Annotated in this window: 23 protein-coding genes; all 23 read left to right on the forward strand. The window is 38.2% G+C overall.

All coding sequences use genetic code 11. The features are described 5' to 3' along the window. Positions 1–42: 42 nt before the first annotated feature. The 23 genes from ACDF53_RS06340 to yvcK all read left to right on the forward strand — a co-directional run bounded on the left by ACDF53_RS06340 (position 43) and on the right by yvcK (position 23,605). Positions 43–879 carry an LpxI family protein gene (locus ACDF53_RS06340; protein WP_370815764.1) on the forward strand — a complete coding sequence of 279 codons (837 nt, stop codon included), beginning with the start codon at positions 43–45 and terminating at the stop codon, positions 877–879. Beyond that, positions 879–2,021 (forward strand): lipid-A-disaccharide synthase, encoded by a 1,143-nt coding sequence (gene lpxB / locus ACDF53_RS06345; RefSeq protein ID WP_370815765.1) that lies wholly within the window; start codon positions 879–881, stop codon positions 2,019–2,021. The genes ACDF53_RS06340 and lpxB overlap by 1 nt, the downstream gene beginning before the upstream one ends. Beyond that, positions 2,014–3,744 (forward strand): lipid A export permease/ATP-binding protein MsbA, encoded by a 1,731-nt coding sequence (gene msbA / locus ACDF53_RS06350; RefSeq protein WP_370815766.1) that lies wholly within the window; start codon positions 2,014–2,016, stop codon positions 3,742–3,744. The genes lpxB and msbA overlap by 8 nt, the downstream gene beginning before the upstream one ends. A gap of 2 nt (positions 3,745–3,746) precedes the next feature. Beyond that, positions 3,747–5,051: a 3-deoxy-D-manno-octulosonic acid transferase gene (locus tag ACDF53_RS06355; protein ID WP_370815767.1), complete on the forward strand. Its 1,305-nt coding sequence runs from the start codon at positions 3,747–3,749 to the stop codon at positions 5,049–5,051. A gap of 56 nt (positions 5,052–5,107) precedes the next feature. Further along, on the forward strand, positions 5,108–6,220 hold the full coding sequence (lpxK, locus tag ACDF53_RS06360) for a tetraacyldisaccharide 4'-kinase (RefSeq protein WP_370815768.1): 1,113 nt from the start codon (positions 5,108–5,110) through the stop codon (positions 6,218–6,220). Positions 6,221–6,264: 44 nt separating this feature from the next. Further along, entirely contained in the window at positions 6,265–6,996 is a 732-nt protein-coding gene (gene kdsB / locus ACDF53_RS06365; protein ID WP_370815769.1) for a 3-deoxy-manno-octulosonate cytidylyltransferase, read from the forward strand. Beyond that, entirely contained in the window at positions 6,997–7,815 is an 819-nt protein-coding gene (gene kdsA, locus ACDF53_RS06370) for a 3-deoxy-8-phosphooctulonate synthase (protein ID WP_370815770.1), read from the forward strand. 12 nt (positions 7,816–7,827) lie between these two features. Beyond that, on the forward strand, positions 7,828–8,799 hold the full coding sequence (locus ACDF53_RS06375) for an SIS domain-containing protein (protein WP_370815771.1): 972 nt from the start codon (positions 7,828–7,830) through the stop codon (positions 8,797–8,799). Beyond that, complete coding sequence (locus tag ACDF53_RS06380; protein WP_227720977.1) at positions 8,799–9,320, forward strand: HAD family hydrolase; 522 nt, start codon at positions 8,799–8,801, stop codon at positions 9,318–9,320. The genes ACDF53_RS06375 and ACDF53_RS06380 overlap by 1 nt, the downstream gene beginning before the upstream one ends. 13 nt (positions 9,321–9,333) lie before the next feature. Next, a complete protein-coding gene (locus tag ACDF53_RS06385; protein ID WP_039969452.1) occupies positions 9,334–10,266 on the forward strand; it encodes a lysophospholipid acyltransferase family protein in 933 nt (310 codons plus the stop codon). Next, on the forward strand, positions 10,253–10,789 hold the full coding sequence (gene lptC / locus ACDF53_RS06390) for an LPS export ABC transporter periplasmic protein LptC (protein WP_005387299.1): 537 nt from the start codon (positions 10,253–10,255) through the stop codon (positions 10,787–10,789). The genes ACDF53_RS06385 and lptC overlap by 14 nt, the downstream gene beginning before the upstream one ends. A gap of 14 nt (positions 10,790–10,803) precedes the next feature. After that, entirely contained in the window at positions 10,804–11,523 is a 720-nt protein-coding gene (locus ACDF53_RS06395; protein WP_296006441.1) for an LptA/OstA family protein, read from the forward strand. 9 nt (positions 11,524–11,532) lie between these two features. Then, the gene (gene lptB, locus ACDF53_RS06400) at positions 11,533–12,252 is read left to right on the forward strand and encodes an LPS export ABC transporter ATP-binding protein (protein ID WP_370815772.1); all 720 of its coding nucleotides are present in this window, start codon (positions 11,533–11,535) and stop codon (positions 12,250–12,252) included. Between the two features lie 9 nt (positions 12,253–12,261). Then, on the forward strand, positions 12,262–13,353 hold the full coding sequence (locus ACDF53_RS06405; protein WP_005387304.1) for an LptF/LptG family permease: 1,092 nt from the start codon (positions 12,262–12,264) through the stop codon (positions 13,351–13,353). Positions 13,354–13,439: 86 nt separating this feature from the next. Beyond that, positions 13,440–14,654, forward strand: coding sequence for a DUF3084 domain-containing protein (locus tag ACDF53_RS06410; protein WP_119207014.1), 1,215 nt, complete (start codon positions 13,440–13,442; stop codon positions 14,652–14,654). 115 nt (positions 14,655–14,769) lie between these two features. Continuing rightward, positions 14,770–15,297 (forward strand): hypothetical protein, encoded by a 528-nt coding sequence (locus ACDF53_RS06415; protein ID WP_370815773.1) that lies wholly within the window; start codon positions 14,770–14,772, stop codon positions 15,295–15,297. Further along, on the forward strand, positions 15,287–16,156 hold the full coding sequence (locus ACDF53_RS06420; protein WP_370815774.1) for a YitT family protein: 870 nt from the start codon (positions 15,287–15,289) through the stop codon (positions 16,154–16,156). The genes ACDF53_RS06415 and ACDF53_RS06420 overlap by 11 nt, the downstream gene beginning before the upstream one ends. A gap of 9 nt (positions 16,157–16,165) precedes the next feature. Continuing rightward, entirely contained in the window at positions 16,166–16,738 is a 573-nt protein-coding gene (gene lepB / locus ACDF53_RS06425; protein ID WP_370815775.1) for a signal peptidase I, read from the forward strand. A 470-nt stretch (positions 16,739–17,208) separates the two neighbouring features. Next, positions 17,209–18,477, forward strand: coding sequence for an S-layer homology domain-containing protein (locus ACDF53_RS06430; RefSeq protein WP_370815776.1), 1,269 nt, complete (start codon positions 17,209–17,211; stop codon positions 18,475–18,477). 610 nt (positions 18,478–19,087) lie between these two features. Next, positions 19,088–20,338 (forward strand): S-layer homology domain-containing protein, encoded by a 1,251-nt coding sequence (locus tag ACDF53_RS06435; RefSeq protein ID WP_370815777.1) that lies wholly within the window; start codon positions 19,088–19,090, stop codon positions 20,336–20,338. 165 nt (positions 20,339–20,503) lie between these two features. Beyond that, positions 20,504–21,316 carry a Cof-type HAD-IIB family hydrolase gene (locus tag ACDF53_RS06440; protein ID WP_370815778.1) on the forward strand — a complete coding sequence of 271 codons (813 nt, stop codon included), beginning with the start codon at positions 20,504–20,506 and terminating at the stop codon, positions 21,314–21,316. A gap of 12 nt (positions 21,317–21,328) precedes the next feature. Beyond that, positions 21,329–22,243 carry an RNase adapter RapZ gene (gene rapZ, locus ACDF53_RS06445; protein WP_213467077.1) on the forward strand — a complete coding sequence of 305 codons (915 nt, stop codon included), beginning with the start codon at positions 21,329–21,331 and terminating at the stop codon, positions 22,241–22,243. Between the two features lie 12 nt (positions 22,244–22,255). Then, on the forward strand, positions 22,256–23,605 hold the full coding sequence (gene yvcK / locus ACDF53_RS06450; protein WP_370815779.1) for a uridine diphosphate-N-acetylglucosamine-binding protein YvcK: 1,350 nt from the start codon (positions 22,256–22,258) through the stop codon (positions 23,603–23,605). Positions 23,606–23,607 lie beyond the last annotated feature (2 nt).

Below are 23,607 nucleotides of genomic sequence, written 5' to 3' on the forward strand. Positions count from 1 at the left end.
CTTATTGATATATAGGCCGTAGGTCATCTAGGAGGTATAGTCTTGGCAAAGGTAGGATTGATTGCAGGCATTGGCGTTTTGCCTGTAGAATTCATGCGCGCTGCTCATGTATTAGGTCATGAGGTAGTGGTTATCGGTGTAGTTCCAGATGTAGACCCGGCTTTAAAGGCTGAGGCCGATGCCTTCTATGATATTGGTGTTGCCAAATTAGGTAAGATTTTTAAAACCTTGAAAAAAGAAGGCGTTGAAGAATTAACTATGTTAGGTAAAGTGACTAAGGAAATTCTCTTCAAAGGTCTTACATTCCCTGATTTAAAAACATTAGGTATTCTTAATCGCCTTAAAAATCGTAAAGATGACACTATCATGCTCGCCATCGTAGATGAAATCGAACGAGAAGGGTTTAAAGTGTTAGATCAAACCGTATACCTTAAACCATTTATGCCAAAGGTGGGGGTGCTTTCAAAAACACAGCCTACTGATGAACAATGGGCAGATATTTGCTTTGGCTTTGAACTAGCTAAGCAAATGGGTGGACTTGATATTGGTCAAACAGTAGTTGTAAAACATAAAGCGGCTATGGCTATTGAAGCTATTGAGGGCACTGATAAATGCATTTTGCGTGGCGGTGAATTAGGCCGTGGCGATGCAGTTGTCGTTAAAACGGAAAAGCCAAATCAAGATGTTCGTTTTGATGTTCCTGCTGTAGGGATAAAAACATTAATGTCCATGATTGATAGTGGATGTAAAGTCCTTGCTGTAGAGGCTGAAAAGACTATTTTTGTTCAACAACAAGATGTACTAGATTTGGCAAACCGTCATGGTATTGTTATCTGTGCTGTTGACCAAGAGTTTGTAGATTCCAGAAAGGATGCATAATGAAAGTCATGTTTTCTGCCGGTGAAGCATCCGGTGATACTCATGCAGCCAGTGTTGCTAATGCACTGAAAGAAATAGATCCTTCGGTTGACATGTTTGGCATGGGCGGTACCTTGATGGAACGCGCTGGTGTTCGCATCGTATATGATATTAAAAATTTAGGCGTTATTGGGCTTGTAGAGATTGTAAAATCACTACCGAAATTCTTTAAACTTCGCACCTACTTAAAACGTGTCATGATGAAGGAAAAACCAGATATTCTCGTCTGTGTAGATTACCCTGGTTTTAATATGAAACTAGCAGCTGTAGCTCATGAATTGGGAATTCCCGTTCTTTATTATATTGCTCCTACGATTTGGGCATGGCATAGTAGCCGTGGTAATACAATTCGCAAGTATGTCACTAAGGTAGCATCTATCTTTCCTTTTGAAGCTGAAGCGTATCGTAAATATAAATGCAATGTAGAATTTGTAGGCCATCCACTATTGGATATCGTACATCCTACGATGAGCAAAGAAGAGGCTGAGGAATATTTTGGAGCTCGTAAAGATGCTAAAAAAGTATTGCTCATGCCAGGTAGCCGTAAGCAAGAGGTGCTATCCTTGCTAGATACGATGTTAAAAAGTGGTGAGCAATTGATGGCGAACCATGAGGATATTCAATTCTTCTTGCCTCGCGCACATACCATCGATCGTAGTGAATTAGAAACTTTCATCGATGCTCACAAAGTTCCGGTGACGATTACAGAAGATCATACCTATGATTTGATGCAGATTTGTGATGTGTGTCTCGCTGCATCAGGTACAGCTACATTAGAAACAGCTATGATGGAGTTACCAACTGTTTTATTGTATCGAGTATCTCCAATTACATATGGCATTGGTAAGATGGTCGTCAATGTGACGCATGTAGGTTTGCCAAACATTGTAGCAGGCAAAGAAGTAATTCCTGAGTTATTACAAGATGCAGTGACACCTGAGGCTATTGTATCCCTTGTGGAACCTCTTCTAACTGATGTTGAGCGCAATGAAGCGATGCGTAGCGAATTGCGTGAAGTACATCATAAATTAGGTGAACCAGGTGCTGTAAAGCGTGTAGCAGAACTGGTATATAACCTCGGTAAGGAGAAATGTAATGAATAGTTATTCTAGGCTCTTATATTTTGTAAAGCCTTATTATAAGCGCATGATTTTTGCAGTGTTCTGCATGATCGTCGCGGCTGCGGCATACTTGGTAGTGCCTTGGCTTATTAAAAATGTAGTAGACCAAGTATTAGATGAAAAGAATATGTTCATGTTGAACCTCATTGTAGGGGCTATCATTCTTATATTCTTAATTCGTGGTTTCGCTACATATGGTCAAACCTATAATATGTCTTACATTGGTCAGCGTGTCATCATTGATGTACGGGAGGCCATCTTTAATCATCTACAAAAATTAAGCTTATCTTATTTTGATCGCCGTAAGACTGGCGTTATCATGAGTAATCTTACAAATGACGTTGCTGCTCTTCAGTCTGCAGTAGTTGATAACTTAATTTCCTTTATTACGGAATCTGTAACACTTATCGGTTCTCTTGTGTCTATGCTACTTATTGATTGGAAATTGACACTTGTTACCTTTATTACAGTTCCTGTAGTGCTAGTAATTATCAATGTATTCGGTAAAAAGCTTCGTGTAGCAGGTCATGATGTACAAGGCCGTATAGCTGATATTACGGCACTTTTACAAGAGGTCATCAGCGCTATTCGTGTAGTAAAATCTTTCGCCCGTGAAGATTTTGAACGGAAGCGTTTTGAAGATGAAAATGATCGCAACTTTAAAGCTGTTATTAAAGCTACTAAGTTGACTAGCTTATTAAGTCCAATGGTTGAGTTTTCTGCAGCTATTGCTGTAGCAGTCATCCTTTGGTATGGTGGCTATTCTGTAGTAACAGGAACTATTACAGCAGGTTCTTTGATTGCGTTCCTAATTTATGCAATCAACTTGTCTAACCCTGTTAAACGTTTAAGCCAAGTATACGGCAATATTCAAAAAGCATTGGCTGCAGCTGATCGTGTATTTGAAATCTTAGATACTAAAACTGATGTTGTGGAAAAACAAGATGCTATTACATTGCCATCCATTAAAGGTAATGTAGAGTTTAAAGATGTTTCATTCTCTTATGATGGTGAAAAAACAGCGCTCGAAAACTTTACTTTGTCTGTTAAGGCTGGTGAAAGTGTAGCTCTTGTTGGTCCATCTGGCGCAGGTAAAACGACTCTTGCGAATTTGTTACCTCGCTTCTACGATGTAACAGGCGGTGCTATCACGATAGATGGTTATGATGTAAAAGACGTTACATTTAAATCGTTACGTGAACAAATTGGCCTTGTACCACAAGAAACTGTGTTGTTTAATGCTACAATTAAAGAGAACATCTTGTATGGTCGATTAGATGCTACTGATGAAGAAGTATATGAAGCTGCTAAGGCTGCTAATGTACTTGAATTCGTAGAGAAGATGCCTGATGGTCTTGACACAGTGGTGGGCGAGCGAGGCAGTTCCTTATCTGGTGGTCAACGTCAACGTGTGGCTATTGCACGTGCTATTTTGAAAGACCCACGTATTCTAATTCTTGATGAAGCAACATCTGCATTAGATACAGAAAGTGAAAAGCTTGTACAAGAGGCGCTAGATCGCCTTATGAAAGGGCGTACTGCATTTGTAATTGCCCATCGATTGAGCACAGTTCAAAATGCTCATCAAATTGTTGTACTTAATCAAGGCCACTTGGTAGAGCAGGGGACTCACCAAGAGCTATTAGCTGTTGATGGCGGATTGTACAATCATCTCTATTCCGTTCAATTCTCCAACAAAGGATAACCATGTACTGGATATATAATGTATTGCTCATAATCTATTGGATCGGCTTGATACCGGTTATTCTATACCGTCTCGCCTTTGAAGAAGGTTTTTATGAGCGTATCAAACAGAGTGCAGGCTATATGCCAGCCTCACTACTAAAGAAAATTGAAGGACGTCGTGCTATTTGGATTCATGCGGCTTCTGTAGGGGAAATTGTAGCTACTAGTCCATTAGTAAAAGAGGTAAAAAAGGAATTTCCAGAAGCGGTTGTTGTAGTATCTGTTGTAACTGCTACAGGTCACGCAATGGCCCATCGCATTATTCCTGAGGCAGAAGGAATTATTTTCTTCCCTCTTGATTTGCCGTATTTGACACGTAAGATTTTGCATATTATTAAGCCAATTGCTATCTTGCTTGTAGAAACAGAAATTTGGCCTAACTTCTTGCGTATCGCTCAATCAGAAAATATTCCTGTTATGATGGTTAATGGTCGTATTTCTGATCGTAGTATGAAACGCTATAAATATATTAGTGCATTCACAAAAGAAATGTTGCGTTCCATTGAGCGTTTCTGTATGCAATCAAAATTTGATGCAGCACATATTGAAGTGCTAGGTGCCCAAACATCTGATATTACCGTAACAGGTAATATGAAATATGACCAAACGTATGCCACTGTATCAGCTGAAGAAAAACAATCTCTTCTTGAAGAGTTTGGCTTTGGTAATAATCATCCAATCATCATTGCTGGTAGTACACATAAGGGTGAGGAAGAAACAATCTTTGCGACATTTAAACAAGTCTTACAAGAATATCCTCAAGCTCGTTTATTAATTGCACCTCGTGAGATATATCGTGGTCATGATGTACAAACGCTAGCGAAACGTTATGAATTGAATGCTATTTGTCGTAGTGATATGACAGAGCCAGTTCATGAAGGAATACCTGTAGTTGTTTTAGATACTATCGGTGAACTTGGTCGTTTATATAGTTTAGGGGATATCATTTTTGTAGGCGGTTCTCTTGTTAAGACTGGGGGCCATAATATTCTCGAGCCTGCCGCACATGGGAAACCAATTCTTGTGGGACCATATATGTTTAACTTCAAAGAGATTTTTGGTTTATTAAACTCTCGTCATGCTTGTGAGCAAGTGAAGAATGGCAAAGAGTTAACTGCTATGGTATTGCGCTTATGTAAAGATAAGGGTTTGGCGATGGAAATGGGGCAAAACTGCCTTGATATTATTAGAGAAAATCGCGGCGCAACACAACGCAATACACAAGAGTTACGTCAACTCTTTGAAAAACACCATATTGTTCCATAAGATCGATATGATTTATTACATTCATCTATGATGTTGCATAATAGGAGGAGTCACCTATGAGTGGGGAATCATTATTCAAATCCATTGTTAGTGGTGAAAATCAATCCATACTAGGTGATATAGCTCGTTCTAGCTTAGGCTTTCTAAGTAAAGGTTACGAAAAGGCTGTATCAATACGAAACGATCGCTTTGATGCGGGGAAAGGGGTTACTAAAGTTACTGTACCTGTTATCAGTGTTGGTAATATTACTGCAGGTGGTACTGGTAAAACGCCAATGGTGAGATTTATATGTGATGTACTCGCCCAAAAAGGTCTTCATCCTACAGTGCTTAGCCGTGGCTATCGAGCTGAAGATAACAAGAAAAATATAATTATTTCCAAAGATGGAGCAATGTTAGTAGAGCCATCTATCAGTGGTGATGAAGCTTGGCTATTGGCTAAGGTATTACAAAAGTCCAATGTAATTATCGGTCGCGAACGGGCTCTATCGGCAAAAATTGCTATAGATGAGCTCGGAGCAGATTGTTTAGTTATGGATGATGGTTTTCAACATCGTGCATTAGCTCGAGATATTGATATCGTTCTTATTGATGCATCTAATCCATTTGGTTATGACCATGTATTGCCTCGCGGTTTATTGCGCGAGCCTCTTAGTGGGTTAGAGCGAGCTAATATTATTGTTCTCACAAAGGTTGATCAAGTGGCTCCTGGTGTTGTTTCCGGAATTCGTAAGCGTTTAGCGCATATGTTACCTAATACACCTGTATATGAAACAATCCACAAGCCTCACTGTATGTATACCTTAGAAGAGTGGGCTAATGGAGAACCTGGTTCTTCTGTTGACGCGTATCAAGAGCATCGTATTATGGCTGTTAGTGGTATTGGGAATCCTCAATCCTTTACACAAACGATGACCGACATTGGGTATAATGTTGTTCATACAATGCCTTTTGGTGATCATCATAATTTTGAAAATGATGATGTTGTAGATATTTGGAAAGAGGCATTTGCTCATCAAGCGGATGCTATTTGTATAACTGAAAAAGATGCGGTGAAGCTAAGTCAATTGCATGCAATTGAAGACTTAAAAATACCGATTCTAGTGCTATCTATTGGAATTGAATTTGTCTCTGGAAAGCAAGAATTCATAGAAAATTTAGAGATTTAGTGTATAATAATAAGATACACGAATGACAGAAATGGGGTTTTATTGTGAAGTTTGGATGCGTTATTCCTGCTCGTTATGGTTCTACAAGATTACCAGGGAAACCATTAGCGGATATTGCAGGTAAACCAATGATTGAACGGGTTTATGCAAGGGTGTCACAAGCGACAAAAACAGAATGTACTATTGTTGCTACCGATGATGATTGTGTTTATTCTGCTGTTCAAAACTTTGGGGGAGCTGTTATGATGACAGATCCTAATCACCCTACCGGAACTGACCGATTAGCCGAGGTTGCTAGTCATTATACAGACTTAGATGTCATTATTAATGTTCAAGGTGATGAACCTATGATTGAGCCAAAACTCATTGATGACTTGGCCCAACTTTTTGAAGAAGATCCAAACTTACAGATGGCAACTGTTGCGACTCCTTTATTAGAGGATGAATACGATGAGCCATCTGCAGTAAAGGTTATTTTAAATAATCGCAATGATGCGATGTATTTTTCTCGGTCCTTAATCCCGTATCCACGTCATGATTTTGTACGTGCTCCACTAAAACATATTGGTATCTATGCATATCGTAGAGATTTCTTGCTAAATTATGCAAAGATGGAACCAACACCAGCAGAGCAAACAGAATCGTTAGAGCAATTGCGCGCTCTTGAAAATGGCTATACTATTCGTGTTATTCTTACAGATAAACGATTTATCGGTGTTGATACACCGGAAGACTTAGCTCGTGTAAATGCAATCTACGAGCAAGAGGAGAAATAAATGAAAACAGTTCAAATTAAAGATATTACAGTTGGTGGCGGCAAAGGTCTTTTTGTCCTTGCTGGGCCATGTGTTATTGAAGATTATGAGCGCACATTGGCTATTGGCAAACGAGCAAAAGAAATTTGTGAGCGCTTAGGTATTCCATATATCTTCAAAGCTTCTTTTGATAAGGCCAATCGTTCTAGCTACGGCTCTTTCCGCGGACCAGGCCTTGAAGAAGGTCTAAAAATCCTTGCTTCTATTAAAAAGGAACTCAATGTACCGGTGGTAAGTGATATTCACTCCATTGAGCAAATTGAACCAGCTGCTGAAGTATTGGATGTTTTACAAATTCCAGCTTTCTTATGTCGTCAAACTGACCTTGTATACGGTGCCGCTAAAACTGGTAAATGCGTAAATGTAAAAAAAGGTCAATTTATGGCGCCTAAGGATATGGAAAATGTCCTAAATAAAATGAAAGAAACAGGCAATGAAAATCTTATGCTTACAGAGCGTGGATTTAGCTTTGGCTATAATAATCTCGTTGTAGATATGAGATCCTTCCCAATTATGCGTTCCTTCGACTATCCTGTAGTATTTGATGCTACACATAGTGTTCAATTACCAGGTGGTGCAGGTACAAAATCCAGTGGTAATCGCGAGTTCGTACCAAACTTGGCACGTGCTGCTGTTGCTAGTGGTGTAGATGGTCTGTTCTTTGAAGTACATGATAATCCAGAGGAAGCATTATCCGATGGTCCAAACATGTTATACTTAGATAATTTTGAAGCGTTGCTAAAAGATTTAGTAGCTATTGATAAAATCGTAAAAGGTTAGGGGCGGTTATTTGTGACTATTTTAGAACAAGCGGCACAGGTGCTTCATGAGGAAGCACGTGCTATTGAAGAATTAAGTTCTCGTTTGGATCACAATTTTGTAAATGCTGTAAATATGATTTTGGCTTGTAAGGGCCGTGTAGTATGTACAGGGATGGGTAAATCTGGTCATATTGGTCGTAAAATTGCGGCTACTTTGGCTAGTACTGGTACACCAGCACTCTTCATGCATCCTGGAGAAGGTGTGCATGGTGATCTAGGTATGATTACAGAAGATGATGTAGTATTAGCATTCTCCAATAGTGGTGAAACAAGCGAAATCATCAGTATTTTGCCATCCTTACGTCGCATTGGTGCTAAATTAATCTGTGTTGTAGGGAAACCAGAGTCTACCTTAGCTAAGAATTCTGATATTGTATTGCTAGCTGAAGTAGAACGTGAAGCTTGCCCATTAGGGTTGGCGCCGACTACAAGTACTACAGTTGCATTGGCACTTGGCGATGCATTAGCTGTTTGCTTATTAGAACGCCATCACTTTACACCGGAAAACTTTGCCGTATTCCATCCAGGTGGTTCTCTTGGTCGCAAATTATTGTTGACCGTAGAAAACATTATGCATGGTGGTGAAGATAATCCAACGGTATTCAAAGGTGCAACCGTTCGAGATGCACTCTTTGTAATGACAGAAAAAGGATTGGGTGCTACCAATGTTATTGATGAAGACGGTCATTTGTTAGGCCTTGTTACTGATGGTGATGTTCGTCGCGGCCTAGATTCTGGCAGTAATTTCCTAGAATGGCCTGTAGAGGATATGATGACATCTATGCCTCGTACGATTACAAAGGATAAATTAGCGGCGGAAGCTCTTCATTTAATGGAGAAAAATCAACCGCGCCCTATTACTGTATTACCAGTTGTAGATACAGATAATAAATGTCTAGGCATTGTTCATATTACGGATTTATTGCGTAGAGGCATTGTATAATGAATATTCAATGGATTGTTCTTGATGTTGATGGCGTACTATCTGATGGAACTCTAATCTATACATCGAGTGGAGAAGAGCTTAAGTCTTTTTCTGTGAAAGATGGCCTCGGATTAACGGCAGCTCGAAAAGCAGGACTTAAGCTTGCAATCATTACAGCACGGATATCTCCTATGGTTGAGCGCCGTGCTAAAGAGCTTCATTTTGATGCACTGCTTATGGGGCATGCCAATAAAACAGAAGCATTAAGAAATCTCTGTAAAGAGCATCAAATCAATTTAGAGGAAATTGCCTATATGGGGGATGACTTAAATGATTTAGGGGCTCTTCAAATTGTAGGACTACCGATGGCACCCAATAATGCGGTACCGGAGGTCAAACAATTAGCTAAATTTATATCTACCGTCAATGGTGGCCACGGTGCCGTTAGAGAGGCTGTAGAATATATCTTGAAAAAACAAGGACTATGGGAAACTGTTGTAGCAGATTATGCACGAGAGGCCCATGCTCATGGACAATAAGGAGGTGGGCAGAATGAATAACGAATGGCAATACCATTTAGTTAAAGGTATTAGCTGGCTTGTTTGCCGACTGCCATACAAGCTCATTTTGCTCATAGGCGCTAGCCTAGGGCCAGTATATGGCCTCATAGCGAAGAAGCAAAAACTTAGAGGTATAAAAAATATAAAGATTGGCATGAACATGAATGATCAAGAGGCAGAACAATTAATTGAAAAATTGTTCAAGAATCTTGGCCGCAGTGTTATGGAAGTCTTATATATGCCAAATCTGACAAAGTCCTTTATCAATAAACATATTGAAATGCGAGGTGTAGAACATTTAGAGAAAGCCATCGCTGAAGATAAAGGTGTCATTGTTCTTACTGGACATGTTGGCAACTGGGAATGGATGGGGGCTGCCATGGCTGCACATGGATATCCATCTACTACAATTGTTAAGAAACAACCTAATGCACAATTTACACGTCTCATGAATGAATATCGCGAGATGGTAGGGCTTGATGTATTTGCTAGTGGTGGCAACGAAATCGTTTCTGCTGCTAAGGCTTTAAAAAAGAAAAAATTACTTGGTTTTTTAGCTGACCAAGATGGTTATATTAATGGTCTACCTGTTCCGTTTTTGGGGCAGGACTCTTCAGCGGTTATAGGACCAGCTACATTTGCAAAAAAATTTGGCTCTCCAGTAGTTCCAATTTTTGCATCTCGTAAGCCTGAAGGTGGTCATATTGTACATATTTTACCGGCCTTACATTATGTTGATACAGGTGATGAAGATGTAGATATGTACCGCTTGACTGAAGAATGTGTACGCGTTACAGAAGAATTTATTAAGGAACATCCAGATGAGTGGCTATGGTTCCAACATCGCTGGATGACTAAGATGGATCAAATTATTGATTATGATAAGAAGGTAGCTGCACGGGAGAGGGCACATGAAAAACAATAAAAAATTAATTGCCATTGTGGCCGCTATAGTGTTGGCTCTGATTGGTCTTATCGTATATATTATGAAAGACTCTGGTGATGTTAGTACCACTCAAAATCAGAATGGACAACTTGTTAACTTCCAAGGAGCTGACTTACAAGAGGAAAAAGATGGCAAGCTAGTGTGGGCTTTATCAGCTGAAAAGATTGAATATGACCCACGTACAAAAGCTATTGTCCTGACTAATTTAAAAGGTCTTTTCTATCAAGATGATGTAACGACAACAATTACAGCACCTCATGCCGTATTGACTGGCGATCGTAATTCCCTCGATATTGATCAAGGTGTTACAGCTACAAATACCGATGGTGCTGAGTTTAAAACCGATGCACTTCATTTTGATAATAAAACAAAAACGTTGACATCTAAATCTGCTTTTACCTATAACAGTAAAGATATAACATTAACTGGTGATAAACTTGAAGGCAACATGTCCTTGAAGAAAATTAAAGCTATTGGTAATGCGAAGTTAACGAAGAAGTAATGCGAGGAAATATAATGAATAAGAAAAAACAGATTGGTATGGCTATCTTAGCTATGCTTATGACAGCATCTGTTACAGCTTGGGCCGCAAATGATCCTTTGACTATTAGCGCGGATACATTATCTTATGATGGCAATACGGGGCGTGCGGATGCAAAAGGTAATGTGGTAATTACACAAGCTGATAAAACAATGACTGGTGCCAATGGTTGGTACAATACAAAAACTCAAGAAGCAAATCTTGATGGTGGCGTATCCATGATTGGTACTGATATGGCTATGTCTGCACAATCAGTGCATAGCTACAATAACAATAAGTTCACTGCTAATGGTGGTGTTCATTTACAACGTAGTGATCGTCAAATTTTTGGCGATAAAGTTGAATATAACACAGATACAGAATATGGCCTTGTATCTGGCAATGCTCGTTTGATTGCAGAAGGTACTACATTGACAGGTAATCAAGTAGAAGGTTGGCTAAAAGAAATTCGTGCAGTGGCACAAGGGGATGTAACATTCTCTAACCCAGAACGAAACGTATCTGGCTCTGCAGAACGTGCTACCTATACACAAACTCCAAATCAAAATGATGGCGTTGTACTTTTATCTGGTTCTGCTCATGCTGTTCAAAATGGTAATGTGCTCAATGCACCAGAGCTTAAAATCCGTCTTGCCGATGATTCTGCTGAAACATTAGGTGGTCGTAGTACACTTATCATTGTTCCAAATCAATAAGGATTAAATATGTATATAGAAACCAAAAACTTAGTCAAAACCTTTAACGGGCGCAATGTAGTAGACGGGGTCAGTCTACGCGTTGATAAGGGGCAAGTCGTTGGGCTCCTAGGTCCTAATGGGGCAGGGAAAACTACATCATTCTATATGATTGTAGGCATTGAACGACCTAGTTCTGGTATCATTACCGTTGATGGCAAGGATATTACGAATATTCCAATGTATAAACGCGCTGCTGAAGGTATTGGGTATCTTCCACAAGAGGCATCAATCTTTCGTTCTATGACCGTTGAGGATAATATTCGCTCAATGTTACAAACAACATCAAAGAAGTCTGATGAAATTGAAGCGATTGTGGAATCCCTCATTGAAGAATTTCATATTGGTCACGTTCGGGATCGTATGGGCATGCAACTATCTGGCGGTGAACGTCGTCGTGTAGAAATTGCTCGTTGTCTTGCATTAGAACCAAATTTTATTCTTCTCGATGAACCTTTTGCTGGTGTCGATCCTATAGCAGTTGCTGACATTCAACAAATTATTTTGCATGTTAAAAATCGAGGTATTGGCATCTTGATTACAGACCACAATGTACGTGAAACATTGGGGATTGTAGACAAGGCTTATATTTTGAGTAGTGGTAAAATCCTCCTAGAAGGTACCCCAGAAGAAATCGCGAACAATCCAATTGCTCGTGAGCATTACTTAGGGGATAACTTTAGATTATAGGAGGGGACTATGAGATTATTAGATAAATATATACTAAAAGCCTTTGTAGGCCCGTTCCTATTTGGGGTATTTGCTTTTACCAGTATCTTTATTGGTACCGGTACATTGTTTAGAATTGCTCAATATATTACTGAATATGGGGCTCCATTATTGCTTGTTATGAAAGCCTTTGTATTGGCTTTACCAAGCATTGTTATCTTAACATTTCCTATGTCAGTGTTATTGGCTTCTCTTATGACATTTAGTCGTTTGAGTAGTACTAGTGAAATTGTTGTTATGCGTGCTGGTGGTCTTAGCTTTTTACGCTTAGCGATGCCGGTATACATCATCGCTCTCATCATCTCAATTGGGGCTGTCGCATTTAATGAATTTGTTGTACCACGTACAAATAATATGTATCAAACAATTGTACGGGAACAGATTATGAAAAATGCATCACCTCAAACACAAAATCATATCGTTTTAAAAACGATGAATGGTAATGATTTAGGTACATTGATGTATGCTAAAAGCTACAATGCAGAAACTAAAAAGTTAAGCATGATTACGGTGCAACAATTTGGTGAAGGTGGCAAGTTACAACAGGTTGAAAATGCAGATACTGCCGTTTGGAATGGTCAATATTGGGTGATGCAAAACGGCATCATTTATGATATTTCCGCCGGTGATGGTGTAGAACGTACAATGAAATTCAAGGAGCAATCCTTGCCAATTAAATCTGCACCAAAAGACATTCAACAAGATCAACGTAAACCAGAAGAATTAACAATCAAAGAATTACGTCATCAAATTAAAGCGTATAAGGCGGCGTATACGAATGCAAATAAACTAGAAATGGAAATGTACCAACGCTTTACAATTCCATTAGCTAGCTTTGTATTTGCTCTTGTAGGTGCTCCATTAGGCCTTCAAAAACAACGCTCTAGCTCATCTATTGGCTTTGGTATCAGTATTTTAATCATCTTTATCTACTATGGTGTGATGACATTTGCTGGTGCATTAGGTAAAGGTGGGGCATTGCCGACTGTATTTGCCGCATTAATTCCAGATACATTAGGTATCATTGCCGGTTTATATTTAAATTGGCGTGTATCCAAGTAACTTAGCGTATAAAGAAATAAATTTGACTTACGAAATATCGTATTTTGAATAAAATAATTGTGTAATCTTAGGAAAGGAGGGACTCGATGTTAGTAGGTGTTAAAATATTAGTTATTATCGCCCTTATGGGTGGACTTATTGCCTACATGGGGGATAAGTTAGGCACCAAAGTTGGTAAGCGTCGCATGTCCCTCTTTGGATTAAGGCCTAAGCATACATCGATTATTGTTACTATCGTAACAGGTTTATTAGTTGCTGCTGCTACAGTAGGGGTATTAACCATTACTTCTCAAAGTGTAAGAACAGCACTCTTTGGAATGGATCAGTTGCGAGCGGATATGAAGCAACTCAATGATGAGGTGGCTGCTAAGACGCAAGAGCTTATTCGTGGTCAAGCATTGCTTGAGCAAAATAAGCAAGAATTAGCAGAACGCATGGCTGAAATAGAGCAAATTCGCAGTGAGGTTGAAGCTACAAAAGCGGAATTAGCTAGTGCACAAGCTGCTAAAGATGCAACTGAAGCTGAGTTAGCAACACTTCAAGCCTCATATGACGAAGTATCTAAAAAGTTAGCTGACTTAGAAGCTACAAGAGCTAAGATGGAAGCTCATATTAAGGAGCTACAAACAACACAAGAACAATTGCAAAATGGCATTATTCATTTACGTGAAGGAACTATTCTTTTCCAAGTTGATCAATTATTGGCACAAGCTGTTGTTCGACCTGGTTTAAGTGAAGAAGATAGCCAAGCAGCCATCAAAAATATTATTGATGATACCAATAAATTGGTTCTACGCCGCCTTGGTATCGAAGATCAAGGGCAAGCTGTTGTATATGTAGAGCGTCAAAATATTGAGGTGGCTACACAAAAGCTTAATAGTGCAAAGACTCCTATGGTAGTTCAAGTTGTAGCGGCTGGCAATATCATTGCTGGCGAACCAGCAGTGGCTATTATCCAAGTATATCCACAACAATTTATTTATAAAAATGGAGAAGTAATCCATTCTGCCGTAATGGATGGTGGGCCTAATGCTCAATCAGCTATGCTTCAATTCTTGAAGCAAGTAAATGAAAAGGCGAGAGCGAAAGGCATAATTCCAGACTCCTTATCTGGTGATATTGGAACGATACCAGGGGATGATTTATTTACTGCTATTAGACGTGTTGCTACTATACATGGCAAGGTTCATGTAGAAGCATATGTTGACGGTGATACATATTCATCTGGTCCTGTACATCTTAAGTTGCGTATTACTCAAATGCCTGTCTTTAATGATAAGGCAAAAATGCCAGCTTATTAATAGAAATAGTATTTTGGTTTTATATACTTTAAATAAAGGTCTTATGTAATTTTTTACATAAGACCTTTATTTTGTGTTAAAATATAACTGCTGTATTTAAAGCGAGGATAGTAATATGACTGATACTACATACATTTTAGCTGTAGATCCAGGAAATGAGAAAACTGGTGTAGCAATTGTAACACCGTCTGGTACTATGGTGTGTCGTAAAATTATTATGACAAAACAGTTCAATGATGAAATTGAACGTACATTAACTGAATATTATGGTATTGTTCATATCGTATGTGGAAATGGTACAAATCATAAATATTTGTATCCATCTCTTCAACAAATTGGACGAAATCACAGGATTACTACTAGCTTAATTGATGAATCCCATAGCACAGAGGAGGCTCGTAAATTATATTGGAAATATAATCCTCCTACAGGGTGGCGTAAGTTAATCCCTACATCTATGCAATTCCCACCGGAGCCAGTAGACGATTTAACAGCCTTTGTTATTGGCTTACGGTATACAAAACAGTTACGCCAAGCTGCTAATGATATACAAGGGGACATCATAGACGCTAGTGAGTTAGAAGAAAAGAGATTACATGCTATGGAGCAGTTGTACGGTAAAGGAGATGTGCATGAAAACTGAAACTTCAACGCATAACTGGTCAAACTTTATTATGCGTTGTGTAATGATGACTTTAGGGGCCCTAATTTATACTGTAGGCTTAGATTTGTTTTTAGTGCCAAATAATATTATTGATGGTGGTGTAGTTGGTATATCCTTGATGGCTGCAGAGCTTTCAGGAATCTCTTTTAGTATTTTCGTGGTACTCTTTAACTTGCCGTTCTTATATCTTGGTTATAGAGCTAATGGTAAAAACTTTACATTCTCTACACTATTTTCTATCGTATGGATGGCTATTTTTTCAGGCTTTGCTCATGATTTCGCGCCTATCACATCAGATCCTTTCTTAGGGGCTATTTTTGGTGGCATCATCTTAGGTATTGGGGTAGGTCTCATAATACGTAATGGTGGTTCTTTAGATGGTTCTGAAATTGTAGCTATCATCTTTGATAAACGCTCAAGTTTCTCAGTTGGTGAAATTGTAATGGCCATGAACCTTGTTATTCTAGGCGCTGCAGGTTTTGTATACAGCTGGAATAGTGCAATGTATTCCTTAATTGCTTATTTCATTGCCTATAAGATGATTGATATTACGATTACAGGCCTTGATGAATCTAAAGGGGTCATGATTATTACCGATGCAGAGAATTCTAAGAATATTGCAGATGCATTAAATGCTAACCTCAATCGTGGTGTTACCATCATGTATGGTGAAGGGGGCTATTTAAAGCAACCTAAGCATGTATTGTATTCTGTAGTAACAAGACTTGAAATTATGAGGTTAAAAAATACTGTTTATGAAGTAGATCCATCGGCATTTATTACGATTCAAGACGTACATGATGTATTTGGCGGTAGATTTACTAAAAATGGTCATTAAGGGGTTAATATGAGTAATAAAATAGTAAAAGAAATATTAGATTGGATTTATGCCATTGTATTGGCCTTAATTATTGCCATGGTTATTCATATCTTCTTGATTCAACCAACACGTGTATCTGGTGAATCAATGGAGGATACACTACACAATGGCCAATATTTAATTGTAACAAAGTGGCATCATATTATGAATGAAATGCCGAATTATGGACAAATTGTAATCATTGATAGTCGTGTTAATCGCGCTCGTACTTGGGTGGATGATGTAGAAGAACCATTGATGAACTATGCATCTGTATTCAATAAAGCAGCACAAACAAATGATGTTTGGGTTAAGCGCGTTATTGGTCGTCCAGGCGATGTATTAGAGTTTAAAGATGGTCATGTATGGCGTAATGGTGAGCAATTACAAGAACCATATACTAAAGATACAATAATGAATTATACACGCTCTACACCTGTTACTATTCCAGAAGGGCATGTATTTGTGATGGGGGATAATCGAAATCACTCTAGCGATAGTCGTTTTATCGGTCCTGTTCCAGTTGATCACGTGCTAGGTTTTGTATCCTATGCAATTTAATGCTTATAAAAGCCTTCCTATAGTTTACTATAGGGAGGCTTTTTCTATTTAATATTAGGTATTGAAAACGATATATTAGTGTAATATATTAGTGCTTTTATATTATATTAATAATGGTGATTAAAGATTATGAATTTTGTGTCTAATTTAGTAATAAATTTAAGAAACAAAGTGAAATTGTGTAAAATTTAATTTTGAGAAATGTAGATAAAATCTATGTTTATAAGCTCATTTTTATTCATGAAAGAAATTTCATCAAATTTAGTTGTATAAAATTCTTTACAAAAAAATTGGACGGTGATATATTCTAATCACAGCAAGGCACCACTAATAAAGAGGTGAGACTGTGATAGAAAATATAGTCGAGGAAACGTGGACACTCCTAATATATCTTTCATAGTTATACCGCTTATACAGTGAATGTCTTCTGATAATATAAATTCTTATTTATAAGAAAGAAGGAATTCATTATGAAAAAACAATTTGCAACAATTTTTGCAGCAACAGCAGTATTAGGTGTAACAACAGCATTCGCTGCAAACCCATTCTCCGATGTAACTCCAGATAGCTGGGCATACCAAGCTGTATCCCAATTAGCACAATCTGGTATCGTTAATGGTTACCCAGATGGCACTTTCAAAGGCCAAAACAATATCACTCGTTATGAAATGGCTCAAATGGTAGCTAAAGCAATGGCTAACCAAGATCGCGCTAATGCAGAACAACAAGCAATGATTAATCGCTTGGCTGATGAGTTCTCCAATGAGTTGAACAGCTTGGGCGTTCGCGTATCTCGTTTGGAAGACCGCGTAGGTAATGTAAAAGTAACTGGTGATGCTCGTATCCGTTACCAAGGTTCTGAAGATAAAGGCGTTTATAAAAATAACAGTAAGTCCTTAACAGATGGCCGTGCACGTGTTCAATTCAACGGTAAAGTAAATGATAAAACTGAAGCTGTTGTTCGTGTAAAAGGTAATTACGAATTCGGTGATTCTACAAAAGGTGCTGATGCAACAATCGATCGTGCTTATGTAGATCATAAATTTGGTAACCACGTATCTGCTAAAGGTGGTCGTTTCCAACAAACAATTGGTGGCGGTTTAATGTACGATGATACATTTGATGGTGCTCAATTGAACGTAGGTAATGACAAAGTTCAAGTACAAGGTGCTTATGGTTACATGACATCTGATACAGGAGCAACAAATGGAAATTCTAAATCCGATAATCCTTCTGTAGCTTATGTAGGTGTTAAAGGTAAAGTTGGTCAAGAATCCACAGTTGGTGGCTTCTACTCTAAATTATCTAGCGGTAACTTGAACCATAACGGTTCCACAGTAAGCTCTGATGGTCAAGACGTATACGGCTTCAATGCAGACTTCCGTAAAGATAAAGTTTGGGTTGGTGGTGAATGGTTAAAAGCTTCCAACGTAAATGATTCCCAAGCTTGGACAGCTGGTGTTGGTTATGGTAACTACGAGATCGCTAAAAAAGGTACATGGGATGTGAAAGGTCAATACTTCAACCAAAAAGCTAACGCTCCAATCGTAAGCTCCACTTGGGACCAAGCATATGACTTAACAAATACATCTAATGGGTACAAAGGTTACATGGCTAGCGTAAACTACGCAGTACAAGATAACGTAGGCTTATCCGCAGGTTATGGTTTTAATTCTAAAGACCAAAAAGGTAATGATCTTTCCGATTTCTACCGTGCAGAATTAAATTACAAATTCTAATTCCCTTACAAACAAAAAAAGACTTCTTCGGAAGTCTTTTTTTGTTATATACAGATAGATAATATTTACTTTTGTATATAATAGTATATATATAGTAAAATAAATCTATATTAAGTGAACCTTAAAAATTAATTTGATTAGTATATATATATAGATCTATCACACAATATATTGTATGAGGTGTTTATGAACCATTTATGCATAAAATAGGCGTCAACTAATTAATGATGGTTTAATTAATTAGCAAAACTTAATAATATATATGATAATAAGTCTCATTTAATGTAAAAAAAGATAAATTTGATATTTTTACTAAAAAAAAATAGGCCTTATAAAACCAGATAAAATCTGAATTTGAGGTCATTTTAAATTATAAAATTTTTATAATGAGAATGAAATTGAGAAAAAAGGGTTTACACGAAAATTTGGTTATGCTAATATCACCCTACAAGAAGTAACAAACACATGAAACGAAGAACTTCGATGTAGAATGTGGCGAGGAAACGTGGACACTCCCAGAAATTCTTATCTGAAGAACAGAGTAGAATGTGAATGTTATGACTTGTAACATTTTGTATTTCTATTTTTTTCAGAAAGAAGGAATTCAACTATGAAAAAACAATTCGCAGCAATCTTTGCAGCAACAGCAGTTTTGGGTGTAACTACTGCATTCGCAGCTAACCCATTCTCCGATGTAACTCCAGATTCTTGGGCATACCAAGCAGTTTCCCAATTGGCTAACGCTGGTATCGTAAATGGTTACCCAGATGGCACTTTCAAAGGCCAAAACAACATCACTCGTTACGAAATGGCTCAAATGGTAGCTAAAGCTATGGCTAACCAAGACCGCGCTAACGCTGAACAACAAGCTATGATCAACCGTTTGGCTGATGAATTCTCCAACGAATTGAACAACTTGGGCGTTCGTGTAGCTCGCTTGGAAGACCGCGTAGGTAACGTAAAAGTTACTGGTGATGCTCGTCTTCGTTACCGTGATGCTGAACACGCTAAATCCAAATTCGACGCTCGTGCACGTTTGCAATTCAACGCAAAAGTTAACGATCGTACAGATGCAGTAGTTCGTGTAGCTTCTGACAACTTTGAATTAGGTAATACAAAAGATGTTGGTGTAAAAGTTGATCGCGCTTATGTTAACCATAAATTCGGCGAACGCGTATCTGTTAAAGCTGGTCGTTTCGGTCAAGCATTTGGTGGTGGCTTAATGTTTGATGGTACTTTCGACGGTGCTCAATTCAACGCTGGTAATGATAAAGTTAACTTCCAAGCCGCTTATGGTTATATGGTTTCTGGCGAAAATGGTAGCCTTATCTCCGGAAACACTCATGGTAATGATTTAACAAAAGAACAAAATGTATCTCATACATATGTTGGTTTGAATGGTAAAGTTGGTAAACATACTAACTTAGGTGGTTTCTATGATCGTGTTAACCAAGACAAAACTGCAGCTAACCAATATAAAAACATTTATGGCTTCAATGCTGACGCTAACTTCGATAAAGTTTGGGTTGGTGGCGAATGGTTGAAAGCTTCTGGCGTTGAAAACTCTCAAGCTTGGACTGCAGGTCTTGGCTATGGTAACTATAACCAAGCTAAACAAGGTACTTGGGATGTTAAAGCTCAATACTTCAACCAAAAAGCTAATGCTCCTATCGTTGATACTACATGGAATCATGGTTACGATAAAACATATACTAAAGATGCTAAAGGTTGGATGGCAACTGTTGACTATGCATTGCAAAATAATGTTGGCTTGTCTGCTTACTACGGTTTTGATTGGAAAACTCAAAACGGTAACGACAAAGGCGACCTCTACCGTGCAGACCTTAACTACAAATTCTAATTTGATAGTTAACCATATAAAAGGGACTCCTTCGGGAGTCTCTTTTTTTGTGCTTAACACATATAACCCCATAGTAAATTGATATAGAATACCTTTTATTATGCTATTTTAGAACCATAGATGGTATAATAAAGAGTATTATATTTTCTTGTGAAGGAGGTAAGAATGAATCCTTCTTTTTCTCAAATAAAAATGGTAGCCATAGATTGTGATGAGACTTTGGTACGTAGCGATAATACGGTTTCTGAGTATACTGTAAATGTATTGCAGCGTTTACAGCAGAAGGGGATTGGTATAACTATTGCTACAGGGCGCATGTATCAGACTGCAAAACCAATTGGTACCGCATTACAGCTAGGTAATGTGCCGATGATTTTATTTTCCGGTGGATTAATTCAAGAGTTAGAAACGGGATATAAGCTATTTGAACAAACAATTCCTATCGATGTAGTACATCGTATTTTTGAACTTGGTCAACACTATGATTGGCATATACAATCGTATGTAGATGATCATTTACTATGTCATCATAGAAATTGGCAATCTGATCGTTATGAGCAGCAAACTGGAGCTGTAGCTGAATTTTTAGGCGATAGAATCTATACGCTCACCTCGGAACCTAACAAGCTTATTGCTATCGATACTGAAGAGGGCATTGATCGAATTATTGATATCTTAACGCCTTTAGTTGGTAATGAAGTTACATTGGTACGCAGTCAACGAGATTTTCTTGAAATCACTGCCCCTAATGTATCTAAAGGACGTGCATTAGCTCAATTAGCCATGGATAATAACATTGGTTTAGAAAATATAATTTCTTTTGGTAATGCAGAAAATGATATTTCTATGCTTAGTGAAACGGGGTATTCAGTAGCAGTTTCAAATGCTGCGGAACATGTAAAAGCTGTGGCTCATGAGGTATGTGGTCATCATAATGAAGATGGTGTAGCTCACTGGATAGAAAAGAATCTTTTATAATGGAGTAAAACTATGGAAGCATTTCGTTTATTAATTGTTACAGGTATGTCTGGTGCCGGTAAAACGCAGGTACTTCAAGCATTAGAGGACATGGGTTATCTATGTATTGATAATATTCCTCCTGTACTTATTCCTAAGTTAAGTGAGATTTGTCGACAAGGTGGGGAGCGTACAAATCGTGTGGCTTTGGTTGTAGATATCCGGGGCGGTGAATTCTTTGAAGCTCTTTCTTCCTCTCTTGAAACATTGAGAGAAATGAAGGTGGATTATGAAATCGTCTTTATGGATGCTACCGATGAGACTTTAATTAGACGATATAAAGAAAGTCGTCGTAGCCATCCGTTAGCTCCAGATGGAATGATTACTACAGGATTAAAAGAAGAGCGTCAAATTTTAAATTCTGTACGTCATAAAGCAGACTTTATTATTGATACAACAAATATGAAGACAGCTAGCTTAAAAGAGTATTTAAAAACTCGCTTTACTCAGGTAGACGAAGGTCATGGTATGTCTATTACAGTTGTAAGCTTTGGCTTTAAATATGGTCTGCCTTTAGATGCTGATATGGTTTGGGATGTACGATTCTTACCAAATCCATTCTACATTCCAGATTTTCGTCATAAAACAGGACGTGTGAAAGCCGTTAATGAATATATTCACTCCTTTGAGGTTACAGAAGAATTTAAAAAACGTTATTTTGACACTATAGATTTCCTTGTGCCTAATTATGAACAAGAAGGTAAATCTCAATTTATCGTTGCTGTTGGCTGTACTGGCGGTATGCATAGATCTGTGGCCATGGCAGAAGCATTATATTCTCATCTCTTAGAGAAAGGTTATCGCGTTTCTGTAGAGCATAGAGATATGATGAAAAATAATGTAGAAGAAGATTATAATCCTCATGAAATTAAAACACTTGGTAACTAGATAGGGGTTCTTATGTTGCGAAAAAGATGGTTTCGGTGGCTTATACCGGGCCTAAATATAAAACGTTGGCTTGCCCTATTTAGTTGTGGTGTAGGTCTTTTAATCATTGGCATATCATTGATATTTAACTATCAATGGCTTGCCGTTCTTGAAGATGTTGTACTGGCCTTTTCCTATAATATGACGGGCTTTTACAATTATAATGTGCTCATTGCTGTGGGCGCAGTTATATTATCGATTGGCGCTATTTTAATGCTAATTGGTACTAGTAAGGTTATTAAAACGATTATTCGTGCTGTATTGCCTAATCCTGATAGTAAGGTATCAGATATTATCTTCCAAAATATACGCCTTGATAAAGGTCCTAAAATCGTTGTTATCGGCGGTGGTACAGGATTATCTAATCTATTACGTGGATTGAAAACACACACATCTAATTTATCAGCTATTGTTACGGTAGCTGATGATGGTGGTTCATCAGGTCGTTTACGGGAAGATTTTAAAATGATTGCCCCTGGTGATTTGCGAAACTGCTTAGTAGCATTAGCAGAACAAGAAGGGGTTATGGAAAATCTTTTCCGCTACCGTTTTGAAGGGGAAAATGAATTATCTGGTCATAGCTTTGGTAATCTCTTTATTACTGCACTTGCTCAAGTATATGATGGAGATGTGGAGGAAGCACTTGAAGCGGCTAGTAAATTACTACGTGTCCGAGGTCGTGTAATTCCTTCATCTACAGAGTTCATTAAATTGGTTGCAGAGATGACCGATGGTACCATTGTAGAAGGTGAAAGTAATATTCCAAACGCTGGTAAAACCATTCGCCATATGTATAGCGAACCGGCGCAACCAAAGCCGGAAGGTGCTGCTTTACGTGCTATCGATGAAGCAGATGTTATCATTTTTGGACCTGGTAGCTTATATACAAGTATCATTCCAAACTTGTTAACTGATAAAATTGCATCTCATATATGTGCTAGTAAGGCAAATAAGATTTATATTGCTAATGTTATGACTCAACCTGGAGAAACATCGGGCTATTCACTTAGTGATCATGTGGAGGCTCTTATCGCTCATGGTGGGGAAGGCATCGTAGATACTGTACTGGCAAACGATGGGCCACTACCAATTCAAATGGTAGAACAATATAGTGCAGTAGGTTCTGAGCCTGTAGCATTAGATACTAAGAAACTACAAGCTAAAGGGATTCGCACGATTCGGGCTACTTTAATTAGTCCGAAAAAGCCTGCTGTTCATGATCCTGAACGGTTAGGTAAAGTAATTATGGATATTGTTCACGCCATGCAATCGGATACTGAACCACATATCTTAGAGTATTATCTCCAACGAGATGATCATTAATG

The organism is Veillonella sp., assembly GCF_041333735.1.
In the GTDB taxonomy this organism is placed as follows: domain Bacteria; phylum Bacillota; class Negativicutes; order Veillonellales; family Veillonellaceae; genus Veillonella.

Coding starts and splice junctions, on each gene's coding strand:
- lpxB (WP_370815765.1), top strand. CDS start 879: ATGAAAGTCATGTTTTCTGCCGGTGAAGCATCCGGTGATACTCATGCA.
- msbA (WP_370815766.1), top strand. CDS start 2,014: ATGAATAGTTATTCTAGGCTCTTATATTTTGTAAAGCCTTATTATAAG.
- ACDF53_RS06355 (WP_370815767.1), top strand. CDS start 3,747: ATGTACTGGATATATAATGTATTGCTCATAATCTATTGGATCGGCTTG.
- lpxK (WP_370815768.1), top strand. CDS start 5,108: ATGAGTGGGGAATCATTATTCAAATCCATTGTTAGTGGTGAAAATCAA.
- kdsA (WP_370815770.1), top strand. CDS start 6,997: ATGAAAACAGTTCAAATTAAAGATATTACAGTTGGTGGCGGCAAAGGT.
- ACDF53_RS06380 (WP_227720977.1), top strand. CDS start 8,799: ATGAATATTCAATGGATTGTTCTTGATGTTGATGGCGTACTATCTGAT.
- ACDF53_RS06385 (WP_039969452.1), top strand. CDS start 9,334: ATGAATAACGAATGGCAATACCATTTAGTTAAAGGTATTAGCTGGCTT.
- lptC (WP_005387299.1), top strand. CDS start 10,253: ATGAAAAACAATAAAAAATTAATTGCCATTGTGGCCGCTATAGTGTTG.
- ACDF53_RS06395 (WP_296006441.1), top strand. CDS start 10,804: ATGAATAAGAAAAAACAGATTGGTATGGCTATCTTAGCTATGCTTATG.
- lptB (WP_370815772.1), top strand. CDS start 11,533: ATGTATATAGAAACCAAAAACTTAGTCAAAACCTTTAACGGGCGCAAT.
- ACDF53_RS06405 (WP_005387304.1), top strand. CDS start 12,262: ATGAGATTATTAGATAAATATATACTAAAAGCCTTTGTAGGCCCGTTC.
- ACDF53_RS06410 (WP_119207014.1), top strand. CDS start 13,440: ATGTTAGTAGGTGTTAAAATATTAGTTATTATCGCCCTTATGGGTGGA.
- ACDF53_RS06415 (WP_370815773.1), top strand. CDS start 14,770: ATGACTGATACTACATACATTTTAGCTGTAGATCCAGGAAATGAGAAA.
- ACDF53_RS06420 (WP_370815774.1), top strand. CDS start 15,287: ATGAAAACTGAAACTTCAACGCATAACTGGTCAAACTTTATTATGCGT.
- lepB (WP_370815775.1), top strand. CDS start 16,166: ATGAGTAATAAAATAGTAAAAGAAATATTAGATTGGATTTATGCCATT.
- ACDF53_RS06430 (WP_370815776.1), top strand. CDS start 17,209: ATGAAAAAACAATTTGCAACAATTTTTGCAGCAACAGCAGTATTAGGT.
- ACDF53_RS06435 (WP_370815777.1), top strand. CDS start 19,088: ATGAAAAAACAATTCGCAGCAATCTTTGCAGCAACAGCAGTTTTGGGT.
- ACDF53_RS06440 (WP_370815778.1), top strand. CDS start 20,504: ATGAATCCTTCTTTTTCTCAAATAAAAATGGTAGCCATAGATTGTGAT.
- rapZ (WP_213467077.1), top strand. CDS start 21,329: ATGGAAGCATTTCGTTTATTAATTGTTACAGGTATGTCTGGTGCCGGT.
- yvcK (WP_370815779.1), top strand. CDS start 22,256: ATGTTGCGAAAAAGATGGTTTCGGTGGCTTATACCGGGCCTAAATATA.